The 16,742-nt window shown below is 59.7% G+C and carries 9 protein-coding genes and 1 riboswitch; of the genes, 1 reads left to right on the plus strand and 8 read right to left on the minus strand.

The window, feature by feature from the left end:
- The 8 genes from cbiD to ACNQFG_RS09100 form a co-directional block, all read right to left on the minus strand.
- Positions 1 to 1,929: a cobalt-precorrin-5B (C(1))-methyltransferase CbiD gene (cbiD, locus tag ACNQFG_RS09065; protein WP_423404652.1), complete on the minus strand. Its 1,929-nt coding sequence runs from the start codon at positions 1,927 to 1,929 to the stop codon at positions 1 to 3.
- On the minus strand, positions 1,926 to 2,942 hold the full coding sequence (locus ACNQFG_RS09070) for a FecCD family ABC transporter permease (RefSeq protein ID WP_423404653.1): 1,017 nt from the start codon (positions 2,940 to 2,942) through the stop codon (positions 1,926 to 1,928). The genes cbiD and ACNQFG_RS09070 overlap by 4 nt, the downstream gene beginning before the upstream one ends.
- 20 nt (positions 2,943 to 2,962) lie before the next feature.
- The gene (locus ACNQFG_RS09075) at positions 2,963 to 4,099 is read right to left on the minus strand and encodes an ABC transporter substrate-binding protein (RefSeq protein ID WP_423404654.1); all 1,137 of its coding nucleotides are present in this window, start codon (positions 4,097 to 4,099) and stop codon (positions 2,963 to 2,965) included.
- A gap of 61 nt (positions 4,100 to 4,160) precedes the next feature.
- Positions 4,161 to 5,015, minus strand: a complete 855-nt coding sequence (locus tag ACNQFG_RS09080) for an iron transporter (protein ID WP_423404655.1) — start codon at positions 5,013 to 5,015, stop codon at positions 4,161 to 4,163.
- Positions 5,016 to 5,152: 137 nt separating this feature from the next.
- The gene (locus ACNQFG_RS09085) at positions 5,153 to 6,391 is read right to left on the minus strand and encodes a sirohydrochlorin cobaltochelatase (protein ID WP_423404656.1); all 1,239 of its coding nucleotides are present in this window, start codon (positions 6,389 to 6,391) and stop codon (positions 5,153 to 5,155) included.
- A 174-nt stretch (positions 6,392 to 6,565) separates the two neighbouring features.
- Positions 6,566 to 6,785, minus strand: a riboswitch (cobalamin riboswitch).
- A gap of 118 nt (positions 6,786 to 6,903) precedes the next feature.
- Complete coding sequence (locus ACNQFG_RS09090; RefSeq protein WP_207685420.1) at positions 6,904 to 8,025, minus strand: AI-2E family transporter; 1,122 nt, start codon at positions 8,023 to 8,025, stop codon at positions 6,904 to 6,906.
- A gap of 91 nt (positions 8,026 to 8,116) precedes the next feature.
- Complete coding sequence (locus ACNQFG_RS09095) at positions 8,117 to 11,098, minus strand: response regulator (RefSeq protein ID WP_423404657.1); 2,982 nt, start codon at positions 11,096 to 11,098, stop codon at positions 8,117 to 8,119.
- A gap of 5 nt (positions 11,099 to 11,103) precedes the next feature.
- The gene (locus ACNQFG_RS09100; protein WP_423404658.1) at positions 11,104 to 12,966 is read right to left on the minus strand and encodes an extracellular solute-binding protein; all 1,863 of its coding nucleotides are present in this window, start codon (positions 12,964 to 12,966) and stop codon (positions 11,104 to 11,106) included.
- 464 nt (positions 12,967 to 13,430) lie between these two features.
- On the opposite strand from ACNQFG_RS09100, the gene ACNQFG_RS09105 reads away from it, so the two are divergent.
- Positions 13,431 to 16,643, plus strand: a complete 3,213-nt coding sequence (locus ACNQFG_RS09105) for a response regulator (protein WP_423404659.1) — start codon at positions 13,431 to 13,433, stop codon at positions 16,641 to 16,643.
- The last annotated feature ends 99 nt before the right edge of the window (positions 16,644 to 16,742 follow it).

Genomic DNA, 16,742 nt, shown 5'->3' on the forward strand with positions numbered 1-16,742 from the left:
TTATCGCTCCTTCCAGTCGTTCAGGATCTGTGCCGCCGTTTCAGTCTGGCCCAGCGGGCCGTGCTGGTTGGAAAAGAGCACCGCGCCCACCCGGAACGCCCCGGCGGCGCGGCGGTCCAGATGGAGCTGCACCGCCGCCAGCAGGCTTTCCAGCACCGGGGCGCGGAGGCCTGCCGCATCCAGAATGTCAAGGCAGGCATCGGTGGTGGCGGCTTCGAACAGGGCACGGCAGGTCTCCCGGCTGGCCCCGCAGAGGGCGGCGTGGGTGCAGAACAGCTCGGTGCGGCAGTCCGCCGTGTGGGAGTGGGTGTTCATGACCCCTGCCGCCAGCTTGCAGAGCTTGCCCACATGACCCACGAGCAGCACGTCTTCAAACCCGGCAGAAGCGGCCATATCCAGCGTATCTCCGATGAAATTGGAGGTCTTGATGACCGGGATGGAAGCAAACTCCGGGTAGGCCGTGCCAAGGTAGTCCAGCCCGTAGTTGCCGGGGGCCAGGATGAGCCGCCGTGGCGCGGCTTCGGTTTGGACGCGCAGCGCTGTCTGGTTCATTTCCAGCTGGATGGTATCCAGAATGGCCTGCTGGCTCATGGGTTCCACGATGCCGCTGGTGCCCAGAATGGAAAGCCCGCCCTCCACCCCGATGTGCGGGTTGAAGGTGCGCCGGGCAACCTCTTCGCCGCCCGGAATGGAGAGGGTCACGGCAAAGCCGCCGGTGTAACAGGCCGTTTCGGCCTCCCGCTGCAGGGCTTCGGCAATCATCTGGCGGGGCACATGGTTGATGGCGGCCTCGCCTACGGGTTGGTCCAGCCCCGGCCGGGTCACCCGGCCTACGCCCGGCCCGCCCGCGATGCGGACTTCAGTGGTGCCGGGCAGCAGCTCCACCGTGGCGACGATGGGCAGGCCCGTAGTCACATCCACATCGTCGCCGCCGTCCTTTTCGATGGCGCATTCGGCCCCCGGCCCGGTGCGGCGGCAGAACAGCGGGGCCACCTCCACCACAATGCCCTTGGGCGTGCGCAGAGCCACCGTTTCCGGGGCCTTTCCGGTCAGCAGCAGACGCGCCGCCCCTGCAGCCCCCAGCGCGGCACAGGTGCCGGTGGTATAGCCGCAGCGCAGCAGCTTCTGCCCGCTGCGGACGTAGTGCTCGAATCTGGGTTTCGCAGGTTTCAGGGGGCCGAACAGCGTTTCGTACTGCTCCCGGCTCAGGCGGTAGAGGGTCTGGATGTTCTCCGGTGCAAAAGCCTCCTGGGGCGTCAGAACGCCGGAGACGCCCTGCGGGGAGACGCAGACCACGGCGTCCGCGATCTTCTGCGCCATGTCCAGCTCGTGCAGGCTGACGAGGACGGCAAGGTGCTGCGTGTGGGCCAGCGTTTGCAGGATGCTCAGCAGCTCGATCTTGCCCTTGATATCCAGAAAAGAGGTCGGCTCGTCCAGCAGGATCACTTCCGGCTGCTGGCACAGTGCCCGGGCCAGCAGGATGCGCTGGCGCTGGCCGTCGCTGATGCAGTTGAAGTCCCGCTCCGCGAGAGGGGAAGCCCCCACCAGAGCCAGCGCATCGCGCACGGCCTGCCGGTCTGCCTCGGAGAGGAGGCCCAGCCGCCCGGTGTAGGGGATGCGCCCGGCTGCGGCAAACTCGAAGCAGGTGGTCAGCTCGGTGCGGCGGGTGTGGGGGAGCATGAGGGCGAGCCGCTGTGCGCGGGCGCTGCCGGTGTAGGCGGTCAGATCTTGTCCGTCCAGCAGCACCGTGCCGCCCATGGGGGCCAGCTGGCCCGCCAGCGTTTTGAGCAGGGTGGATTTGCCTGCGCCGTTGGGCCCGATCAAGGTCAGGATCTGGCCCGGCCGGACGCCCAGCGCGATATGCTCGGCCAGCGGTGTTTTGCCGTAGCCGACGGCGAGGTCCTGTGCCTCGCAGGAAAATTCGTTCATCGTGCACCCTCCTGATTCCGGCGGATGAGCAGCCAGATGACCACCGGCGCGCCGAACACGGCCGTGACCGAGCTGATGGACAGCTCCGTGGGCGCGAACAGACTGCGGGCCAGCAGGTCGCAGAACAGGCAGAAAGCCGCACCGCCCAAGCAGCACCCCGGCAGCACATACAGCGGCTTTGCGCTGCCCAGCAGCTGCTTGACAAGGTGCGGCACCGCGATGCCCACAAAGGAGATCGGCCCCGCAAAGGCGGTGACGCAGGCCGCCAGCAGGCTGGATAGCAGCACCAGTGTGCGGGAGAACCGCTTGACGTTGACGCCAACGCTCTGGGCGTAGGCCTCGCCCATCTGGTAGGCGGCCATGGGCTTGGAAAGCAGAAAGGATGCCGCCAGCGCAGGCAGCACCACCAGTGCCGCAGCCTGCACATTGGCCCATGTCACGCCGGAAAAGCTGCCCTGCGACCAGTTGTGCAGATTGACGATGTTGGAATCCTGCGCAAAGGCCACCACGATATCGGTGATGGCGGAGCAGATATAGCCGATCATCACACCGCAGATGACCAGAATGCTCATGCGCTGCACCCGCCGGGCCACCGCCAGCACAAAGGCCATGGAAGCCATGGCACCCGCGAACGCGGCCAGGATGAGGGTGAGGGAGCTTGTGAGCAACCCCTGGTTCAGGAACACCACCATGACCAGCGCCACCGCCAGCTTTGCGCCGCTGGAAACGCCCATAACAAATGGCCCGGCAATGGGGTTTGCAAAAAAAGTCTGCAGCAGGTAGCCTGCCGCCGAGAGCGCTGCGCCCAGCAGCACGACCATCACGGCGCGGGGCAGGCGCAGCTGGGTGATGATGCGCACCGAGAGCGCGTCCTGCCCGCAGCCCAGCAGGGCCGAAAGCACAGCCTCCGGTGTCAGTGCCACGCTGCCCCAGAAGAGGTTGGCGGCAAAGAGCACCGCCAGCAGAACGGCCAGGATGCCATAGGAGAAGAGAAGGCGTTTTTTGGTAGTCATGCGGGTCCTTTCTGGGGAAGTTACGTCACCGGTGTCAGGAATTGCAGGCCGTCGGGGGCGTCCTCGGTCAGAACGCGGTGCAGGTCGATCACAAAATCGGCCAGCTCCATGCTCTGCTGGAACAGGCTCTGGGTGGTGCACCAGACGTTCCCGTTCTGCACGGCCCGGAAGTCGGCCAGCAGGGCACATTTTGCCACCAGCTCGTCGATGGTAGCGACCATGCCTTCAATGGTGCTGTTGTAGATGAGCACATCGGCATCCTTTGCACCTGCATAGAAGTCCTCAAGCGGCAGGTTCGTGGTGGAAAGGTTATTGCCGCTGTCGGTCAGGTCGGAGAACACATAATCGGCCCCGGCCATCCCGATCATCTGGGCCACGTAGTCGCCGCCCTTGCGGACATTGGCGAGGTTGTTGGCCGTGATGGAGAAAAACGCGCAGGTCTTGCCGGTGGGGGCCTGTTCCAGAAGCGGCTGGATGCGCTCCACCTGCTTTTGGAACACCTGCTCGGCAAGGGTCTCCCGGCCCAGCAGGATACCCCAGAACTTGATCCACTCCATGCGGGCCAGCGGGTCGCTCTCGTAGCTGGAACGCTCCACCAGCACCGGGATGCCAAAGTGTTCCAGCTGCTCCTTTACCTCCGGCGTGTGCAGGATCATGGTATTCTCAATGGCAAGGCGGCAGCCCGCTGCCAGGATCTGCTCGTAATCCGGGGCGCTGTACTTGCCCGCGTAGGCGATGCGCCCGGCCTCCATGGCGGCTCTGGCTTCGTCGAGATGCCAGCCGGCGGCCTGGGTGCCGGAGAGGGTGATGCAGTCCAGCGCGTCCAGATGGAGGAACAGGTCCATCACCGAGGTGGAGACCAGATAAATATTCTCCACCGGCTGGCGCAGGGCCGTGACCCCGGCGGGCAGACCGTCCACCTCCGCAGCATCTTCCGGCAGGACGAGGAACTGTTCCCCTGACCCGGTCAGGGTCAGCAGGGTGTAGCCGCCTTCGTAGCAGTCGGCGGTGAACTGCCGGGCGTAGTCCAGCGGATAGGCGTGGTCGAACACCAGCGCTTCCGTGTTGGCCGGGGCCGTCTGCTTTGCCGCACAGCCCGCCAGCAAAAACGCAGAGGCGGGGAGCGCTTTTAAGAATTGTTGTCTGGTCAGTTTCATGGTATCAGCCTTGCGCCTTCGAAGGTGCGCGGACAACAGCTGCCCCACAAAGGGGGAGCCGTTACTCCAGCGTGAACGTCAGGGTGTATTCGATCTCGTGGGGGGTGCTCATGGCAACGGTGTCGGCGGTGACGGAGAGGGGCGTGCCCAGCGCGGCAACGGGGATCACAAAGGTGGAATTGCCCTCGGTGTTGGTGGGCAGATACTTCTCGCCGTCCACGATCATATAATCATAGTTCGGGCTGCTCCACACGATGGTGGCGGTCATCTTGCCGTCTGCCACGGTCAGGGCGGCGGGGCTCTCCACGGTGGCACGGCCGGAGCCGCCCTCCAGCACGACATTCACATTGTACTCGCCGTCGGCGGGCGTCTCAGCCGCCGCTTCCGCCTTGGGTTCCGCATTGCGGATGCTGACGGTGTGGTCGTACCACTTGCCCTTGGTGCCCAGAATGGCAAGGTCAAAGTCCGTATCCACAGCAGTGACCGGAATGTCAAAGCCGTACACCTCCTCCGAGGTGCCGTCGGAATAGGTGACGGTATCTGTGGTGGGCTGCAGCCAGTCGGCTTTGTTGGCATCGGCGTCTGCGGCCATGCCGACATACAGGTTGACGATCTTCTTGGAAGCAAGGCTGACATGGAAGGTCATCTGGCCGTTCTCCACGGTCAGGGTGCCCTTGCCGTCGCAGGCTTCGTTGGCGTGGAACATGCTGCTGTCGGTGTCGAAATCCGCGGTATAGACGCCGTCCGGCAGAGCGGCGGCAGCGGTCTCGGATGCAGCCGCAGAGGAGGCCACGGACGAAGCAGCCTCCGAGCCTGCGGCAGAGCTTGCAGTGGAAGAGGCCGCCCCGCAGCCGGTCAGGGCAGCAGCCAGCAGCAGGGAAGCGACGGACAGGGAAAGAAACTGTTTGCAGTGCATAGATCAAAATACCTCGCGATCAGATTTGAGCGGGCAGAGAACTGCCCATGGGGGGAGGGTGCCTCCTCATGCGGGGGGCATCCTCCATAAAAAATGCCCGAAAAGATCACTCCCTTCGGGCATTGGGGCACGCGATATCAGCCGTTCAGGGACTCGATCGCAGCTTTGGTGTGTGCGATGTAGAGCTGCTGGATGTCGGAGATCTCGCCCAGACCGGCAATCTGGGTGTCCACTTCCTCGAAAGCACCGGAAGCCTTGAACTGGCTCAGCCAGGAGTCGGCATCCTCACCGGCCATATCGTTGTTGGCGTGATCGCCGGCAACCACCATCAGCGGGCGCAGAATGACCTTGGTGTAGCCCGCAGCCTTAACAGCCTCGATCACGTTCTCGCAGGCAGTCTCTTCCGGCTTGCCCTCAACGGTGCCAATGAACACATTGTCGTAGCCCAGAGTCTGCATAGTGGTCTGCATCTGGCTGTAGCTCACCTTTGCGGTGTGAGAGGTGCCGTGGCCCATAAAGACAAAGGCGACCTTGTCCGCAGCAGCAGCATCCAGACTGTCGTAGCCGGCTTCCTTCACGGCAGCAGCGGTGACAGCCTTGGCAACATCTTCCTTATCCTGATTGATGATGGTGGCATCGGAACCGACCTCGCCCAGCAGGGGCTCAGCCACAGCGACAGATTCAAACTTGTCGCGGTAGGTGTCGATCATTTCCATCATCTCGTCGTACTCAGCACCGTGCATCAGGTGGGTGGGCTGGACGACCAGATTCTTCACGCCGTTTTCCACAGCGCGGTCCATGGCCTGCTGCATGTTGTCGATCTTTTCGCCGTCACGAGCCTGCACATGGTTGATGATGATCTGTGCGGTGAATGCGCGGCGCACAGACCAATCCGGGTATGCGGCCTGCAGAGCATCCTCGATGCCCTTGATGTCCTTCACGCGGCTGTCGTTGAAGGAGGTGCCGAAGGAGACCACCAGCAGCTCGTTGTCGCCAATGTCGTCCTGATTGCGGGCATCGTCCTTGGAAGCATCGCCGGTGTCACGGCCAAAGTAGTCGGGGTCGGCGTTCTCACCTTCCACCAGTTCCTTCTGGGCGTCGGTCAGGGCATCCCATGCAGCCTTGGCGGCTTCGCACTGGGCATCGGTATCCTCATTGCGCTCCTGCACATAGATGGCATCGATCAGGTCTGCCACATTCTTTGCTGCCATTTCGTCAGCCTCCTCGCTCGAAACTTCGCTGCTGGCAGCGGCAGAGCCTGCCGTGCTGGAGGCAGCGGTGGAACTTGCGGCCCCGCCGCAGCCGGTCAGAACACCGGCGCAGAGTGCCAGGGCGGTCAGGGTGGCCGCCGTCTTGTGGAGAGTGCGTTTTCTCATGTGTGAGCTTCCTTTCCTGTTTGAAATATTGCGGCGCTGAACAGAAGGGCACAGGAAAGAGGACCCGAACAACGAAAAAGGGCCTTTTTGCTTGCGGGACGGCAAAACAAAAAGACCCCTTACAGTGGTTCGGGCTTTTTGGTACAACCAATTCCTCGTGATCTGGGGTTTGCACCCCCGTACCAACAGCAGGCAGGTTTCCTGACTGAAAGTTCAACGCCTGCTGCCGCCTTCCCAGACCGGACGGTTCAGTGGCCGGTGCCCAAAGCACCCGGACAGTAGACTCCCTTATCACAGTGACGAGATCGTGCGGGATCTGCACCCGCTTCCCTTTTAACGTTCCTGCCGCTGCCCGGAGGCATGGGCGGAACGCACCTGCTGTTTTCTATTCAGTTCGAGGAAAAGTATAGCACACACCGGGGGAAAAGGCAAGAAAAAGAAACCCGGCAAACAGGGCCGGGCCGACAAAAAACGCCCCCGGAGCGCGGCGGGCGCATTCCGGGGGCTGGGGGTCATGATTGGTTCCCGTTGGTTTGCAGGCGTCGGCAGGCATCCTCTTTCACGAGCTCGATGACCACCGCCGTCAGCGGGATGAAGAAGATGATGCCGAGGATGCCGAAGAGGTTGCCGCCGATCATGGCGGCGATCAGGGTGTAGAGCGGCGAAAGCCCGACGGATTTGCCCACGACACGGGGGTAGATGAACTGGTTCTCGATGAACTGCACCGCGAGGTAAACGATGAGGCAGCGCACCGCCAGCATCGGGTCCACCAGCAGCACAAGGAACACGCTGACCACGCAGGAGATGAGGGCACCCACATAGGGGATGATGGCACAGATGGCGGTCAGCATCCCCACCAGACTGCCGTAGGGGAGCTGGAAAACGGAGAACGCAAAGGCCATGAGAACGCCAAGGATCACCGCCTCGCTGCACTGGCCGGTCAGGAAATTGGCGAAGGACTGCCGGAACAGCCGACAGAACCGGAGCAGCCCGGCAGCGTGGCGGGGCTTCAGATACGCGCACACCAGCGTATGGGCCTGTCGGCCAAGGCTCTCCGTCCCAAGCGACAGATAAACGGAGATGATGAGGGCGAAGGAGGCCGTCACGATGACGTTCACCGTGGCGGATACGGCACCCACCGCATTGACCAGCACCTTGTCGATGCTGTCGGCGGCTTTGTGGAGCAGCTGCTCCCAGTTGATGCCCTCCAGCCAGTGCATCAGCCAGCCCATGTCGGCGTCCTGTGCGCTGAGGTAGGCGGTCCAGCGGGGGATGTTCGACTCGATCTGCAGATAGAGGCTGTGGAACGATTTGACCAGTTCCGGCACCAGCAGGGTCAGCGCAAGCACCAGCACCAGCACGATGCCGACCAGCGTGATGAAAAAGCTGAGGAGATGAAGGGTCTTGTCCGGTGGCTGCTTTTTGGCCTTGCGGAACAGCTGCTTCAGCCGCTTTTCCAGCCCGGTCATGGGCACGTTGATGAAAAGTGCCAGGATGCCGCCCGCCAGAATGGGCAGCACCAGATCCACAAGACGTGCCGCAAAGGCGAGCACATCCGAAAACCGCAGCAGTGCAACAAAAAGTGTTACCCCCACAACGGTGACGAGCAGAGAGCGTTTGGTGTTCGAATCCATGATGAAGTTCCTTTCCCGAAGTGTACGGCCGCAAGCTGTAAAGGGGCTGCCGCAGAGCCTTGGTTGTATTGTACCAGATGCGCCGGGCTTGTCAAGACGGCGGGAAAGGGGAGCGCGCATCTGATAAGATCTTGCGCAGCTCCTGCACAAGGTCGCCGATCACGATGGGTTTGGACAAAAAGCCGGTCATGCCGCTTTCCAAGGCATTGCGGCGGTCTTCATCGAATGCGTTGGCGGTCATGGCGAGGATGGGGATCCCGGCCAGCGCCGGGTCCTCCAAAGCGCGGATCTGCCGGGTGGCGGTATAACCGTCCATGATCGGCATCTGCACATCCATCAGCACCAGATCATAGCTGTCCGGTGCTGCGGTGCGGACTTTTTCCACCGCAACGGCACCGTTTTCCGCTGTATCGACCCGGAAGCCGTACTCCCGCAGGATCTCCTGCGCGATCTCACGGTTCAGCTCGTTGTCCTCTACCAGCAGGATGGTGTGCCTGCCCTTGAAGTTGTTGCTCTTTTTCGGCAGAAGCTCCTGCGCCGCATCCGTCTGTGTCTGGCCGATGGCGTTCATCAGGGTCTCGCGCAGGTCGGACATGAACATGGGCTTGGAGCAGAAGGCGGTCACACCGGCAGCCTTTGCCTCCACCTCAATGTCGGACCAGTCGTAGGCGGTCAGGATGATGATGGGCGTATCACCGTTCAGGCTGCGAATCTGGCGGGTGACTTCGATGCCGTTCATATCCGGCAAGCGCCAGTCGATGATATAGGCGTGGTAGGCGTCGCTCATTTCGATGGACTGCCGTGCACGCAGCACCGCTTCCTTGCCGGAAAGGGTCCACTCGGCACGCATGCCCACCTTGACCAGCATCTTTGTCACGCTGTCGCAGGTGTTGAAATCGTCATCCACCACCAGTGCCTTCAGGCCTTCCAGTTCGGTGATCTTTTCCACCGGACGGTGCTCTGCCTGCGCACGCATGGGCACACGAATGATAAACTCGCTGCCCTTGCCCTGCGCCGTCTGCACCTCGATGGTGCCGCCCATCATATCCACGATGTTTTTGGTAATAGCCATGCCAAGGCCGGTGCCTTGGATCCGGCTTACCGTGGAGGTGCGCTCCCGCTCAAACGGCTCAAAAATCTTTTTGGCGAACTCTTGGCTCATGCCGATGCCGTTGTCCTTGACGCGGAACTCATACTGCCCGCAGCCGCGCACCGCTCCGGCAAGCTGCCGCACCCGCACCGAGACCGTGCCGCCCGCCGGGGTGAACTTGATGGCGTTGGACAGCAGGTTCAGCAGTACCTGATTCAGCCGGGTCTTATCGCAGTAGACGTCCTCATCGGTCACATCCATGGCATCCATATAAAGCTCCAGCTGCTTTGCGTAGATCTGCCCGCTGACGATGGTTTTCAGGTCGTGCAGCACATCCGAAAGGTTGACTTCCACTTCTTCCAGATGGATCTTTCCGCTTTCGATGCGGCTCATATCCAGCACATCGTTGATGAGGGAAAGTAGATGATTGCTGGAAGCGAGGGTCTTGGCAAGATAATCCTTCACCCGGTCTTTATCGTCAATGTTGCTGAGTGCCAGCGTGGTAAAGCCGATGATGGCGTTCATGGGGGTGCGGATGTCGTGGGACATATTGGAAAGGAAGGTGCTTTTGGCGCGGTTGGCAGTCTCGGCCGCTGCAACGGCATCCGAAAGTGCCTGATTCACCTGCCTGTCGGCGGTGCGGTCGGACAAGACAAGGATATACTTGGTCTTGCCCTCTACCTCGCTGCCCATGGCGATGTTATGGAACCAGCGCCGCTCTTTGGTCTCCCGATGCTCAAACTCGAAATCCCATTCGCGTTGCTGCCCGCTGAGCAGTCCTTCCAGAAAGTTCTTGTCGCGATCCGGGTCATCCTTCGGGTGCAGCGCTGCCAGAGCACGGGCATCCTGCCGCACTTCTTTCCACGGGATGCCCAGCAGCCGTTCGACGTTGGGGCTGACATAATCCACCTTGGAGGTCTTTGCGTCCAGCATCAGGAAAACATCGTCCACGTTCAGTGAAAGCTTTTGGAACAGCTCGTCCCGGTACAGGATCTCAGTGTCCTTCCGGCGCAGGGTCGTATGGCTTCTGCGCAGGATCAGCAGGATGATCAGCACAGCAAGGCCAAAGGCGATGCCCGCCACGATCTGCACCGTGTGGAACCACAGCTTATCCAGACTGGCATTGACGATGCTGACCGGCACAAGCCCCACCATCGTCCAGTTCTGGACCGCGGTATCCTCGTAGACCAGATAATAACTGGTGTCGCCCAGTTTGACCCGCAGGTTTCCGCTGCGGCCCTGCGCAAAATCATCCGAAAGGGCAAGAATCTGTTCCTCGGAAAGGTCGGAATGGTCGCGCAGCATCGCAATGAAGTTGTAAATGATTTCCTTGCGGTTTACGGAATTGTCAATCACCACCCGCCCATCCGGGTAGATCACATAGTTGCTGGCATTGCCCTGAAAAGCAGAGCTGTCCAGCAATCTCAGCACAGCATCATTATAATAGGTGATGGCAACGGCATCGTAGGCAAAGCCCCGGTAGCTGCCCTGCGTTTCGGGGCAGATGAACGCAAGCATCGGGGCTTTGCCGGGCAGCGCCGTATTTACGACGATATCCTCGCCATCGGAGAGCTTTTCGTCCAGATTGGTCTGCAGGCCAAGGTAGCCGGTTCCCCCGGTCACGGTCGTGTAGTTGCCGTCATAGGAAAGAAAGTAGAAGTCAACAAATCCGGCTGCCTGCTGTGCTTCCTCGATATAGGCCTGAATTTCATCCTCATTCGAGGTGTTTTTCAGAAAGCCGTTGCACAGATGCAGATAGGTCAGGTTTTTGCGCACCATCTCTTTCAGCATACTATTGGATTTATATAGCACCTCTTCCAGATGCGAGGTGCTTTCCTGATAGATGGTCTGCGACATAAACGAGATGTACCGGACGCTGAAACCGGCTGCCAGAAAGACCAAAAGAAGGATGGCAGCGGCGGCAGGCAGCCACTTGTGCCGGGAATAGCAGCTGCGTTTGGATTCGTGCTTTTCGTCTGCCATTCCGCTCACCTCAGTGTCATGTAGTTTTCCGGCTCTGCAAGCGCTGCGCCGCCGGAGATATAATCGCGCCATGTGTTTTTTACCCACGTATCTTCGCCCGCAGACGTGCCGCTGTCGCTCGCAAGCAGCGCTTCCATCTGCTTTTCCGTTGCAAGGCAGGTCACGGTAACGGTGTCGTTATCTCCCAGCGGCTGCCCGTTCCGGGTGATGCCGGTCAGGGTATAGCTGCCGTTATTCTCTTTTACCTCCACAGCAATGCCGCTGACCACTGGCAGAGAACCGCGGTTGAAGGGCACAAACCCGCCCTCGCAGCCTTCCACAAAGGCGCGGACGGTCTCTTTCAGCTCCGCACCGGTCATGGTGCGCTGGCGGGACATCAGACCGTTCGGCATGATCATGGAAGCTGCCATTTTCTGGTTATAATCCGCCTGCAGCACACTGCCGGTAAAGCTGTTTGCGGTGGCAAGCAGCACATCGGTGCCATACACGCCGCGCAGCGTGTTTGCCATCACGGAGAAGGCAGCGCTGCCGCCGTTTGCGTGGAATACGTTGGAATAGGCCTTCCCGGAGGTCAGCACGGTCTCGTTGTCGGCAGGCTCCTCATCGGCAAGGAGCTGGGCATTGAAGGCCTGATACGCCTGCTCAGCGGTAAGCTCACCTGCGATCATTTTGGAGACCACATCTTTGGAAACGGCAAAGAAATCGTTGGAGGCGATGCGGATATACATGTGGTTTTCTTCCACCACGCTGCGGACGTCCTTCAGATACTCGGTCAGGCGCAGGGGAACGTTCTGGCTGTAGCTCAGTATGTCCTGCCCCTCCGAGACGATGCGGTTCTGCGCCTGTTCGGAGAGCATGACGTTCAGCACCTTCATGGCTTTTTCGCGGCGCGCGGTGTCCTGCTCCAGATCCCGGTTCAGGGCAACTTGGAAATAGGGGGTGGTCATGATCCACGGTTCGCTGTTCTGGCTGAAGAAGGGCAGAAAGATCGTGTCGATGCCCTCATCCTGAAACATCTTCACGCCGGCAGAGCTGCCAAAGTACATGGCAATTTCTCCGTTCCGGAACATTCCGGTCACATCGTCGTAATTCAATGCAAGATCATCTGCTGTAAGGTGGGTATCCTGAATGAACTGCTCCATCCGCTCAAACGCCCCCGGCCATACGGTGTCGTCCAGGCCCACCCGCGCGGTGCTGGCGGGGTCGCTGTAGGTAGTGCGCCACTTGCGCCCCGCGGTGGTGGTAAGCTCGGCAGCGGAAAGCCCCTGCAGGGTTTCCATGCAGGTGTAGTCGTAGGTATAATCGGAGGTAAAGCCGCGGATGCCTACCTTTTCAAAAGCCTGACAGGCCGCTACAAAGCTTGCGTAATCGGTGGGCAGGGGAATATCGTACTGCTCAAAAAGGCTGCGGTTGACCACAAAGCCGTGGGCATCCGCGCACACCGGCAGCCAGTTCACGCTGCCATCCTCGTTTTTGAAGCTGTTGAGGTAGGTGTTGTACACAGCGCCCGCCTCATTGGTCATGGCAAGGTTCATCAGGCTGTCCTTCAACGGTGCCGCATCGTGCAGCGAGAAGCGGCAGCAGGTGATGATATCCGGCAGACCGCCGTTCTGCTGCAAAAACTTGTAAAAATCCAGATCGTTGTTGCCTACGATGAATTCAATGTTCACGTCCGGCAGCTGGGACTGGACATAGGGGGCATAGTTTTCGTACAGGGCGGCAGTACACAGATACACCTGAATAGTCTGAGCGTCTTCCTGTGCTTCCACCTGCTCGGTATCCGCTGCGCCGCAGCCGGTCAGCAGACAGACCGCCATCACCAGGGCGGTCACCAGGGCAAACAGGCTGTGCAGTGTGTTCTTCTTCATTTTGTATGTTCCTCTTCCTCACGGCCCGCTGCCAGCCGCCGCAGTGCAGCGGGCTGGCCCGGATTCTTGTATGATGATACAGCCCACCCCACGGGAATGACGCCACCGCCCCCCCTGCGTGCGGCCTGCCCGGCACTCTGGCAAAAAGCCGTTCGAGAGCCGGAAAAAAGGCGCAGCACGATCGAGACATAAGACCATTCTACCACCCCGACAACGGCATTTCAAGAAATCTTAACGTGTTTTTAGGAAAAAGCAATGAAAAATGGAGCCCTTTGCGGAAAATTCCGGACTTTTGTTGCAATCTGCCCGAAAAATGGGGGGAGCGCGGGGCACCGGAAAATTGTTTACCTGATTGAAAAAATGGCTTGAACGGGTGACTGGACGGTTGTATACTATAATTGTTTTTGTATGCCGTCTGGCGAGGCCGGAACGCACGGCAGATTCGAACATGTGCGAGGATGAAAATGAAGTTTAACAATCGACTTACGGATGAGATCTATACATCCGATACGGAAAAATTGGGAGAGAACGTGCTTCAGGCGATGCAGAACACGATCCATCAGAATGGCGGCGTCGGGACCATGACCGGGTACTATGATGCGGGCCTGCCGATCCTGTCGGTCAGCGAACTGCTGCTGCATAACCTGAACCACAGCTATGCGTCCCTGATGGAGCAGACGAAGGGCTTGCTGAAGAACCTGTTTTATGGGGAAAACGTCAGCTTCCTCGAACCGGAACGCTTTCGTCAGATCCGGGGCGCAGGGGAGGGCCAGATCCTCACAGCCGATGGAACACCAGTCTATGTGCATTTTTATAAGGAAGATACCGTGGACGCAGACGGCAGGCCGCTTTGGGTGCTGTCGGTGCAGGTGAACTGGGCGTATGAAGACCTTATGCTGGTCAATGAGACCATCCACTCGGCACCGTGGATCTTGGAATGCGATGAAACGGGCCGGATCGTCCGTGCGAGCTGGAGCCATGCCTTCCGGCAGCTCCTGGGGTACCATGACGCTCTGGATTTCCCGAACCAGCTGGATGCGTGGTCGGAGCTTCTGCACCCGGAGGACAAAGACCGGGTGATGACGCTGCTTTTGAAAACGGTGGCCGACAAGACCAACACCACAAAGTTCAGCGTGGAGTACCGGCTGAAGCTGCAAAACGGCCCATATCAGTGGTTCCGGGCCTCGGCAGAAGTGATCCGCCGTCTGGATGGCACGGCCAGCCGCATCACCGGCATCATCTACAACATTGAGGAAGAAAAGCAAAGCCGGATGCAGGCGCAGCGGGCGGCAGCGTTCCACCGCGCGTTCACCAACGCGAACCTCTGCGAATATTATGTGAATCTGGAACAGAACACCTTTGATGCTTTCAAGGTGGAGGCCTCCCTGATGACGGCCTTTGAGCAGAGCCAGACATGGGACGAGCTGATCAAATTCTTTGTGGACAACTATGTGGTCGAACAGGACAAACAGAAGGTCACGGATTTCTACGACCGCGCCTACATCACCGAAAAATTGAAGGGGCTTGAGACCGAGCTGTGCCAGGATTGCCGCATCGTTCTGAATGGGGAGGAACGATGGGTCAGCAATGTGGTCATGCGCGGCGAGATCGGGGACTCGGACTATGCGATGATCTTTTTGCGGGATATCACAGAGTCCAAAGCAGAGATGGCACAGCGGATGCAGATGGCTTCGGACAACGCATCCATGGAGCTGCTGATCCAGAGCATGGTGCGCCTGCTGGACCGCTTCGTCGTCTGCGATCTGGAAAATGACCGCTATCGGTTCTATAACCTGCAAGGTGAAATGATATACGCGCCGACCGGAACCTACCATGATTTTGTGGAGCAGGTAGCTGCAAAGTATAAGACACTGGAATCGCTGGACGCATTGGATGCTAGAATCTCGCCGGAAAATATCCGCAGGAATTTGCAGTGCGAGAACGACATCTACAAATTTGAATACTGCTCGCTGGACGAAAACACTTATAAGATCGCGTCCTTCATCCCGCTGGAGTGGGACGGCACGAAGCTGGTCAAAGCACTGTTGGCATCGATGGATGTGTCACAGGAGAAAAAGGCCGAGATCGAATCCCATAAGGCACTGAAGGAAGCGTACCGCGTGGCCGAGAACGCAAGCCGCGCCAAGACGGATTTCCTCTCCAATATGTCCCACGACATCCGGACGCCGATGAACGCCATCGTGGGCTTGACGGCCATTGCGGGGGCCAACATCGAAAATCAGGACAAAGTCGTCGAATGCCTTGGCAAGATCACCAAGGCGAGCCGCCATCTGCTGGGCCTGATCAACGAAGTGCTGGACATGGCCCGGATCGAGAGCGGGCGGATGAGCCTTGCCGAGGAGGATTTCAGCCTGCCGGAGCTGGTCGATAACCTGCTCACCCTCACAAAACCGGCAATCGACGAGCACCACCATCAGCTCGAAGTCCACGTGGAGCACATCGAGCACGAGGCCGTCTGCGGTGACAGCCTGCGCATCCAGCAGGTCTTTGTGAACCTGATGAGCAACGCCATCAAGTACACCCCGGATGGAGGCAGCATCACCTTCTCCATCAAGGAAAAGCCGAACGGCTTCTCGGAGCTGGGCTGCTACGAGTTTTCCATCGAGGACAACGGCATCGGCATGACGCCGGAATTTCAGAAGATCATGTTCGAGCCGTTCAGCCGGGCGGACGATCACCGGACGACCAAGGTGCAGGGCACCGGTCTGGGCATGGCCATCGCCCGAAACATCGTCAACCTGATGAATGGCGACATTCAGGTCGAAAGCGCCCCCAACAAGGGCACGAAGATCACGGTCACGGTCTATCTGAAATTGCAGGAAGACGAGAAAGAGCAGGAAAAAGAGCTGTTCGACCTGCCGGTGCTGGTCGTGGACGACGACCAGACCTGCTGCGAAAGCACCGTCGATACCCTGCAGGAGATCGGCATCGCAGGCGAATGGGTCCTGACCGGCAAGGGAGCCGTGGAGCGCTGCGCGGCGCGGCACAAGACCGGCCGCGACTATTTTGCGGTGATCCTGGACTGGAAGATGCCGGAGATGGACGGCATCGCAACGGCCAGAAGGATTCGGGAATGCGTCGGGGAAGACGTCACGATCATCATCCTGACCTCCTTCGAGTTCAGCGAGATCGAGGAAGAAGCCAGAGCGGCGGGCGTGGATGCGTTTATAGCAAAACCGCTGTTCCGCTCCCGCCTGACGGCGACCCTGCGGCAGTTCACCTCCGGCAAGAAAGAGAAAAACGCCCGGAATTATCTGGAAGACTTTGCAAAAACGGACTACACGGGCAAGCGGCTCCTGCTGGTGGAAGACAACGACCTGAACCGCGAGATCGCGACCGAGATCCTAGGCATGACCGGTGTGACGGTCGAAACGGCTGAAAACGGAAAGATCGCCGTCGAAAAGGTCGCGGCGGCCCCGGAAAACTGGTACAGCCTCGTCCTGATGGACATCCAGATGCCGGTCATGAACGGCTACGAAGCAACGGCGGCGATCCGTTCCCTTCCCGGCAGCCGGGGCAAAGTGCCCATCATCGCCATGACGGCGAACGCCTTCGCCGAGGACGTGCAGCTGGCCAAGAACACCGGCATGAACGAACATATCGCCAAACCGCTGGACCTGAATAAGCTGAACGACGTGCTGAAACAGTGGCTGTAAGCTGCTGCGCTGCAAGTTGGCCGAATCATCAAAAAGCATGAAATGAAGAACGCCGAGGAACCTTTCCACTGTGGGAGGCGTCCTCGGCGTTTTTTGGAA

It is taken from the genome of Faecalibacterium prausnitzii (assembly GCF_049532945.1).
Taxonomy (GTDB): domain Bacteria; phylum Bacillota; class Clostridia; order Oscillospirales; family Ruminococcaceae; genus Faecalibacterium; species Faecalibacterium prausnitzii_N.

Excerpts from the sequence above, each read along its gene's own strand:
- ACNQFG_RS09070 (WP_423404653.1), bottom strand. The coding sequence starts at position 2,942 with ATGACTACCAAAAAACGCCTTCTCTTCTCCTATGGCATCCTGGCCGTT.
- ACNQFG_RS09095 (WP_423404657.1), bottom strand. The coding sequence starts at position 11,098 with ATGGCAGACGAAAAGCACGAATCCAAACGCAGCTGCTATTCCCGGCAC.
- ACNQFG_RS09080 (WP_423404655.1), bottom strand. The coding sequence starts at position 5,015 with ATGCACTGCAAACAGTTTCTTTCCCTGTCCGTCGCTTCCCTGCTGCTG.
- ACNQFG_RS09090 (WP_207685420.1), bottom strand. The coding sequence starts at position 8,025 with ATGGATTCGAACACCAAACGCTCTCTGCTCGTCACCGTTGTGGGGGTA.
- ACNQFG_RS09100 (WP_423404658.1), bottom strand. The coding sequence starts at position 12,966 with ATGAAGAAGAACACACTGCACAGCCTGTTTGCCCTGGTGACCGCCCTG.
- ACNQFG_RS09075 (WP_423404654.1), bottom strand. The coding sequence starts at position 4,099 with ATGAAACTGACCAGACAACAATTCTTAAAAGCGCTCCCCGCCTCTGCG.
- ACNQFG_RS09105 (WP_423404659.1), top strand. The coding sequence starts at position 13,431 with ATGAAGTTTAACAATCGACTTACGGATGAGATCTATACATCCGATACG.
- ACNQFG_RS09085 (WP_423404656.1), bottom strand. The coding sequence starts at position 6,391 with ATGAGAAAACGCACTCTCCACAAGACGGCGGCCACCCTGACCGCCCTG.
- cbiD (WP_423404652.1), bottom strand. The coding sequence starts at position 1,929 with ATGAACGAATTTTCCTGCGAGGCACAGGACCTCGCCGTCGGCTACGGC.